Here is a 7303-nt window from a genome sequence, read left to right as displayed (position 1 = left end):
ATATAAAATATGGGAAATATTATGGTTAATATTTACGTACTGCTTGAAATTGTGTTTTTTAGTATTATTGGCCTGTGCGTGGGGAGTTTTTTAAATGTTGTTATATATCGACTTCCTATTATTATCTCTATTTCATCTTCAAGAAAAGAAATAGATATTTATAATGTTAGACTTAGTTTATGTTTACCAAATTCATTTTGCCCAAGTTGTTACCGTCCCTTACCCTTTCGATATAATATACCTTTAATTTCTTGGCTGCTCCTGCGAGGCATTAGTCAATGTTGCCAAAGTAAAATAAACCCTAGATATCTTATTGTGGAGGTATTGACAGCAATGTTAACTCTTGCCGTTGGTTTGCTCCAGCACAATAACTATTTAATCGCCGCAAGCCTTTTATTAGTGTGGTTTCTTATTGTATTGACTTTTATCGACCTTGACTGTTATTTATTGCCTGATCATATTACCATCCCTTTATTATGGTGTGGCCTTCTTATTAATATAAATAATATATTTTCTCCTTTAACTTTAGCTGTGCTCGGTGCGGTCATAGGCTATGGTTTCTTATGGCTTCCATTCTGGTTGCTTAAACTCTCCAGAGGTATCGAGGGCATGGGATACGGTGATTTCAAGTTGATGGCTGCATTAGGTGCTTGGTTCGGAGCGACCGCAATACCTTTTATAGTCTTATTATCTTCCTGTAGTGGCGTTATTGCTTATGTCACTATTAATTACTTTTCGGGTAAAAAAATAAAATATATAGCATTTGGTCCATACATCGCATTGTCTGGAGTAATCTATCTGTTTTGGGGTGAGTATATTATGCGTTCATTTTTGCCATAAAATGCTTGAGAAGATTCTTTAGTTCATCGCATTTAATCTTCTGTTCTGCTTTGTATACTTTTATTTCCTCATATCTTACTTTAGTCTCATTTGATATTTCCGCATAAAAATTTGATTGGGTGGCTATTTCCCCTTGTCCCATCATGTTTATCGCAGCATCAATAACTTTATCTTCACTGGGAAGTTCTTTCATATTACACTTTTCTTTCAGAAAATGAATGCCAGAAGTCAGAGCGGTTATTTGATCCATTTTTCTTTTTTCAATTGAGTTTTTTTTTCCATTATACTGACATCCAAAAATAACTGGTGTAATAAATAATATAATGTTGATTTTCTTTACTTTCATACGACCTCTGTGCCTTTTAATAAAATGTTTTATAAATGATATATTACAAACAAGATTTCAATAATAGTCATTTTTTGTTATTAATTAACTTTTATTGATAGACCTTGATGTCTTAATTTTGTTCGCTGTTGAATTTTATTGAAAACTATAACTTTTTGTTTTATTCATGCTGTCTAGCTAAGGCGTAATGATGTGATTTTTGCTAGCTTCTTATTCGTCATGTTTTCTATGGGTGAGATACTAAATGAATGAAATAATTATTGGAGACATCATTTTTATCCCCAAAAAAAGGATTATCAACAAAAAGGGTAATATTATAAAGATCAGAAACAAAGAGTCTGAAGTGCTGTCTTTATTGTGCGAACAGTATCCAGGTTCTCTTTCTCGTGAGAGTCTTGAACAAGAAATATGGAAGGGAACATATGTCACTGACAATACGTTGACACAAACTATTAGTAACTTGCGTAATGCTTTAGATGACAAAGATCATGAACTGGTGATGACTATCCCTAAAAAAGGGTATTGTTTAGGGATTAAACCTACTGTTGTTTCTAATGATTTGTTATGCAGTATATTACCTCCTAATGAGTATTCGATAAATAACGTAAAAAATAACCTGTATTTCTCGATGTTTGTATCTGTTGGATTAATATATAAAGTCATTGCTCTTATGGTTTTCTGTGCTTTATTTTTAATTTCATTAAAAATAACTGAAAATTATTATCAAGTTAAAATTATAGATGTGCCAAGTTTACCTATTTTGATTAACCTAGATGAAGTTCATGATGGTGAGTTTTTATCTGTTTATAATAAAGTGCCTTATGTTTATTTAAAAAAACAAAAGAATGGTGATTATACTGTCTGTAAATATAAAAACGGAGGGCTTACATGCGAAAAAAAATAATACAGCTCATATGCTTTAGTGCTTTTTTAGGAGGAGTGTTAGGGTATGGTGTTGGACGGGGATATTATTATTTCCATCCGATGAGTAGTATTGAAGGATACTGGGAGGTTAATTATGATTTCAGCCATTTGGCTGAAAAATATCATGTTTACTCAAGAGTTAGTATTATGAAAAAGGAGATAAACTCATCCGCAGACGTTTATGATGATACTGATGATGTGAAAGCTAGACGAAACATTATATTTAATGTTGTAGATGTTAGTAAAAACATCTTTATTGGAAAGGTATTATCTTTATCGATGATCAATGATGAAAACCGTTATTTATATGATTTTTTAAACACCCCTTATGCTGTAAGTCACCCTGTTTTCTATAAATTAAACGATGATACTATTCTGATGGAACAATCTCAGGGGCATCCTGTTAATAATTTACGATTAATGACGCGTATTGATGTATAACTATTTACCGCCATGAATATGGATAAATCTCTTCGTTTGTTGAAATGTATTTGTCATATTTAGCCGCTAATGTTGATGTCTCTATCACAGCTAAGTGTAAATATAATGTTCTCTCGTGTTAATTTTTATGTTGTGAATTTTATATCCCATGCAAAAGCCATACGTTCATTTACACATGGAAAACTGGGCATATTGTCGGGCCTTATCTTGGTGATTAGTCTTTTCTCTTCGCTACAACTCCTTTCTGTAGGTTTTCTCTCCCATATATTGGATAGCACAAAGATTAATGTTGAGCGTACTCATCGGAGTCACCAGCAAGAGGTATTAATGGACCGTGCACGGATGGAGTTATTAATCGCTAGCGATAAACTTAACCGTGCCGGAATCTATTATATGGAAGATAAAGAGACAGGTTCCGAAGGAAGTTGGCATAGTCTTTTAAGTGAGGCTTTGCAATCTTTACAGCGCTCACAGGATGACTACCATCAATTGGTTTTGCTCTCTGCTCATGATGAGCGCGCGGAATTAATTGCACTTAAGGAGAGTTATCAGCAGTTATATCAGGGGTTAGCTGAGATTGGACAGGGGCTGGAAAAGAACAACAATATAGATATTTTTTTTGAAGTCCCTATCCAAGGTTTCCAGAGTGATTTTACTGAGAAGTATTACCGTTATTTGCAAGAAAGTGAAAGCAATCGGGCAGTCATGGATTCCCAACTTCTTTCCTCATTATCTTCAGCAAAACAAGCGGTCATTATCGCTTTGGTGATCTTGCTAGGACTGGCTTTCTCCGTTTGGCTCGGAGTTACTCGTTGGGTGATTCGGCCGTTAAATTATCTTATTTCACAAATTCACGTTATTGCGGCGGGTGATTTATCGCGCCAGATTGAGCACGGTGCATTTACCAACCGTGAGGTTCATCAATTGGCTGGCAGTATATACCAGATGCAACAAGGACTAGTGGCACTAGTGAGTCAAGTTAGAGGCGGAGCTGAAATTATTCTGGCGGGGGTTAACCAAATTGCGACAGATAGTCACCGTATTTCTGAGCAGACACAGTCACAAACTCAATCTCTTGCAGCAACAACTCAGAATATGCATCAGTTAACCGCGCGGGTAAAACAGAACTCCATAAGTGCCGATCAGGCGAATCATTTAGCTAATGAAGCAAAAGATATTGCCAGTCATGGTGGCGATATGATGTCTAGTGTCGTGAATTCGATGTCTGATATCGCGACGGGGTCGCGCGAAATTACTGAAATTATCACCCTCATCGAATCAGTAGCATTCAAGACTAATATTTTAGCTTTGAATGCAGCCATTGAAGCTGCTCACGCGGGTGAACATGGCCGCGGATTTTCTGTTGTGGCGCGCGAAGTTGGAATATTAGCCAATCAAAGTGGTCATTCCGCCTTAAATATAAAACGGCTCATTGAAAACTCTTCAAAATATATATCAACAGGAGCCGATTTAGTGGGACGTTCTGGCGATAACTTACGTACCATCATTGAGGCTGTTGTCAAAGTGACAGATTTGATGGCGGAAATATCGGCAGCCTCGCACGAACAAAGTAAAGGTATTGAAGATATGACCACGCGAGTAGGAAAGATTAATGAAGTCACCAAGCTGAATGCGGAACTTGTCGAACAATCCACGCGCGCTTCGGAAGTTTTACAGCAGCAAATTTTTCAGCTCAATCAATTTGTATCCCGATTTTCTTTACCTACCGTTATAAGGCCTCCCCAAGAGAGTTATGAGGAGGTTTTGGCCAAAATTTAACGTGCTATACCGTTTGTTAAAAAATCAAGCCAGCCGGACGGATCTCCATAATATTCGCTGGCTGACAGAGTCGTCATTTTCCCCTGATTGTCCTGCAATACAAATGTTGGAAAACCGTGTCCGCGTGCTTTTGCCAGTAACATGCGACTATCCGCTATATGCGAATCTGACTCTATTATGGCGGCATTAAACGCGGTGATAAAGGCTTCGCGGTTCAGGCCAATATCCTCGGCAAGCTCCACCAATACGGGGGTGTCGCTGATGCGGCGACCTTCAACATAATGCGCTTGCTGGGTGCGATGGAGCATTGTTACCCCCAACCCAGCCAATGCCTCGGCTGCTAAGATTGCGGCAATCGGTGGGGTGGAATCCATGATTGCCGAGGTATCGTTAAGCAAACCATTAAAATAGCTATCACCAAAAATTTGCCCGGTTAATTGAGCAATACGCCGGTCATGAGGCATAACATAACCTCGCCACTGGCTATCTATTTGTCGCCGATTTGGCCCAGACATCATCCCGCCGCCATGCAATACCAATGTCAGATCTGGGATATTTTGTGCCACTTGTAAGAGTGGTGCTGCGCCATAGCACCAGCCACATAAGGGATCGAAAATGTAATGCAACTTGGTGCCAGACATCTTGTGTTCCTCACTTTTTCCTGGTCGGATAATCTGTTCAACTTTATTTTTGCGCTTTTACTGTGGCCATTTCATTTCGTTTTTCAGCACCTTGGCACTTAATTCCAAGCTGGATTCATCTTTTAGTTTTGGGTAATGTTTTTTCATTGCCGCAATCAGTTCTGACGAATCTTTTGCTTTGGGAATTTCTGTGTTTAACGTTGTTAAATAGTTTTGAGTAAAGGCGACTGAGGCCAATGTTTGTGGTGCATTATCCAGAAAATGCCCAGGAACCACGGTCTCGGGTTTTAATGCTTTGATGTTCTCCAGTGTCGTTAACCAATGTTGGCGTGATTCTGGTGTTTGGGTATCTGCTACCCATAGATGAATATTACCGGATACGGCAACCCCCCCGACGACGGCTTTCAATGATGGGATCCAGACAAAGGTTTTTTCTGGTGACGGGCCATCTAAGCCTTTAATGTCGATTCTTTGCCCATCAATAGTAAAGCTTTTGCCTGGCAATTCTTGTGGCACAATCACGCGAGTAGGGGCATTTTCTTTTAAAATTGGCCCCCAATAAGCCATTTTCCCCTCTTTTGTAGCTTTAATTTCTTCGATGGTTTGTGGGGTCGCGATAACCTTCGCTTGCGGGAATGCATCCGTAATGACATCCAAACCGAAATAGAAATCAGGGTCTGCCTGACTGATATAAATAGTGGTCAGTTTTTTGCCACTTTGCTGGATCTTCTTCACTAAAGCTTCAGCATCATTACGCTGAAATTGGGCATCAATCAAAGCAACTTCAGTTTTGCCACTAATAATTTCTGACGATACTGGAAAGATACTTTTTTCACCGGGATTGTAGACTTCCATTTTCAGTTGATCAGCGGCATTGGCAGTTGATATTGCAGTAAAAGTTGCCAAGCCGGCAAAGGTCATTTGTAAAAGCGTTTTAGTCAACATGTTCATTTTCCTGAGAGTAGCGGGGTATGGGCGAGATAATAGATTGCATTAATCGATAGAAAAACCCGATAATTGGCAATTATTTGTTGCTTAAATCGAGCTAATGATGGATAGAATCACTGCCGCTGAAGTCTTTGTGGCGATTGTTGAGCGGGGCAGCATGATTGCCGCCGCTGATGCTTTAGAGATGTCGCGGGCAATGGTGACACGCTATCTGGCTCAGATGGAGCAGTGGGCCGGAGCGCGTTTGTTGCATCGAACAACCCGTAAGCTAAGTTTGACTCATGCAGGGGAGGCAACACTTGAACGCTGCCGCCGCATGCTGGAGTTTGCTCAAGATATGGATTTGGTTGAGGGGCAGGAAAATGACGAATTGCGGGGGCTGCTACGAATCAGTTGCTCTCAGTCTCTTGGGCAAAGTGCCTTGGTGGTCGCCGTCACTGAATATTTGCGCTGTTACCCACAGGTTGCTGTTGATCTGCAAATGAATAATCGGGCCATTAATCTGGTGGAAGAGCGAATTGATCTGGCATTGCGTATTACCAATGATTTAGACCCCAACCTAATTGCGCGTCCACTGGCTACCTGTCACTCCGTTGTCTGCGCTTCTCCGAGTTACCTATCAGCGAAAGGGACTCCTAAAGAGCCACAGGATCTGGCGGTACACAACTGCCTAACATATTCCTATTTTGGCAAAAGCTTATGGCACTTTGAGCAGCAAGGTGCCAAATCCTCTGTCGCCGTAGGTGGAAATTTAAGCGCCAACGAATCGGTTGTTTTGCTCAGTGGGGCACTCGAAGGAGCCGGAATTACGTTGCAACCCAGTTACTCCGCCGCACCCTATATCGCCCGCGGAGAGTTAGTAAAATTATTACCTGATTATCAGCCGCAGGCGATGGGCATTTATGGAATCTATACATCCCGGCGTCAAATGCCAGCAACATTGAGGACGATGTTAGATTTTTTGGTGGTATGGTTTGCTACCCATCCCCTTCCATAACCCTGCTTACTTGAAGCTGTAGCGGTGTTAGCTGCTCTCATCCACCCGAATCACTTACTGCGTGTAAGCTCATCGGGATGAACTCGTTTGCTGCCTTGCTACAACTCCAATTAATTTGGGTTATTTTTTCTGCTTACTTGAAGCTGTAGCGGTGTTAGCGGTGTGGTTACATTCTCAAACATATTTTTATTGTAGAGAAGGGGGCTAAATCATTTTTTATTTCATTAGGTTAGTGCTGAAAAGAGAACTTGTTTAATTACCAAGCTAGTTATAACTCTATTCATTATTAATCAGAATATGCTATTTCTACCAAGTCCGTTCAGAGATTAAATAATTATAAATACTAGGGTTATTGCTGGGTTCTTTAGCAATTGACCACTATTTCTT

8 protein-coding genes are annotated in these 7303 nt (G+C 39.9%); 5 read left to right on the top strand and 3 right to left on the bottom strand.

Features of this window, described 5'->3' with window-relative positions; genetic code table 11:
* Positions 1-21 precede the first annotated feature (21 nt).
* On the top strand, positions 22-840 hold the full coding sequence (locus HUZ92_RS18610) for a prepilin peptidase (protein WP_145579484.1): 819 nt from the start codon (positions 22-24) through the stop codon (positions 838-840).
* Here HUZ92_RS18610 and gspS read toward each other — a convergent pair.
* On the bottom strand, positions 818-1186 hold the full coding sequence (gene gspS, locus HUZ92_RS18605) for a type II secretion system pilot lipoprotein GspS (RefSeq protein ID WP_050098066.1): 369 nt from the start codon (positions 1184-1186) through the stop codon (positions 818-820). The two genes, HUZ92_RS18610 and gspS, sit on opposite strands and share 23 nt — an antisense overlap.
* A 244-nt stretch (positions 1187-1430) precedes the next feature.
* On the opposite strand from gspS, the gene HUZ92_RS18600 reads away from it, so the two are divergent.
* From HUZ92_RS18600 to HUZ92_RS18590, 3 genes are all read left to right on the top strand, one after another.
* On the top strand, positions 1431-2090 hold the full coding sequence (locus HUZ92_RS18600; RefSeq protein ID WP_145579483.1) for a winged helix-turn-helix domain-containing protein: 660 nt from the start codon (positions 1431-1433) through the stop codon (positions 2088-2090).
* Positions 2075-2551 carry a hypothetical protein gene (locus HUZ92_RS18595; protein WP_050098068.1) on the top strand — a complete coding sequence of 159 codons (477 nt, stop codon included), beginning with the start codon at positions 2075-2077 and terminating at the stop codon, positions 2549-2551. Before HUZ92_RS18600 ends, HUZ92_RS18595 begins: the two co-directional genes overlap by 16 nt.
* A 105-nt stretch (positions 2552-2656) precedes the next feature.
* A complete protein-coding gene (locus HUZ92_RS18590) occupies positions 2657-4330 on the top strand; it encodes a methyl-accepting chemotaxis protein (protein WP_145579482.1) in 1674 nt (557 codons plus the stop codon).
* Here the strand turns inward: HUZ92_RS18590 and HUZ92_RS18585 are convergent.
* Together HUZ92_RS18585 and HUZ92_RS18580 are read right to left on the bottom strand one after the other, a co-directional pair.
* On the bottom strand, positions 4327-4971 hold the full coding sequence (locus tag HUZ92_RS18585) for a DsbA family protein (protein ID WP_145579481.1): 645 nt from the start codon (positions 4969-4971) through the stop codon (positions 4327-4329). The genes HUZ92_RS18590 and HUZ92_RS18585 overlap by 4 nt on opposite strands.
* A gap of 57 nt (positions 4972-5028) precedes the next feature.
* Positions 5029-5916, bottom strand: a complete 888-nt coding sequence (locus HUZ92_RS18580; RefSeq protein WP_145579480.1) for an MBL fold metallo-hydrolase — start codon at positions 5914-5916, stop codon at positions 5029-5031.
* A gap of 106 nt (positions 5917-6022) precedes the next feature.
* Between HUZ92_RS18580 and HUZ92_RS18575 the strand changes: the two genes are divergently transcribed.
* The gene (locus HUZ92_RS18575; RefSeq protein WP_050140275.1) at positions 6023-6916 is read left to right on the top strand and encodes a LysR family transcriptional regulator; all 894 of its coding nucleotides are present in this window, start codon (positions 6023-6025) and stop codon (positions 6914-6916) included.
* The last annotated feature ends 387 nt before the right edge of the window (positions 6917-7303 follow it).

The sequence above is a fragment of the Yersinia vastinensis genome (assembly GCF_902726565.1).
Lineage (GTDB): Bacteria > Pseudomonadota > Gammaproteobacteria > Enterobacterales > Enterobacteriaceae > Yersinia > Yersinia vastinensis.
Note: the sequence above shows the minus strand (reverse complement) of the source record. Positions and strands in the feature narration are given on the sequence as shown.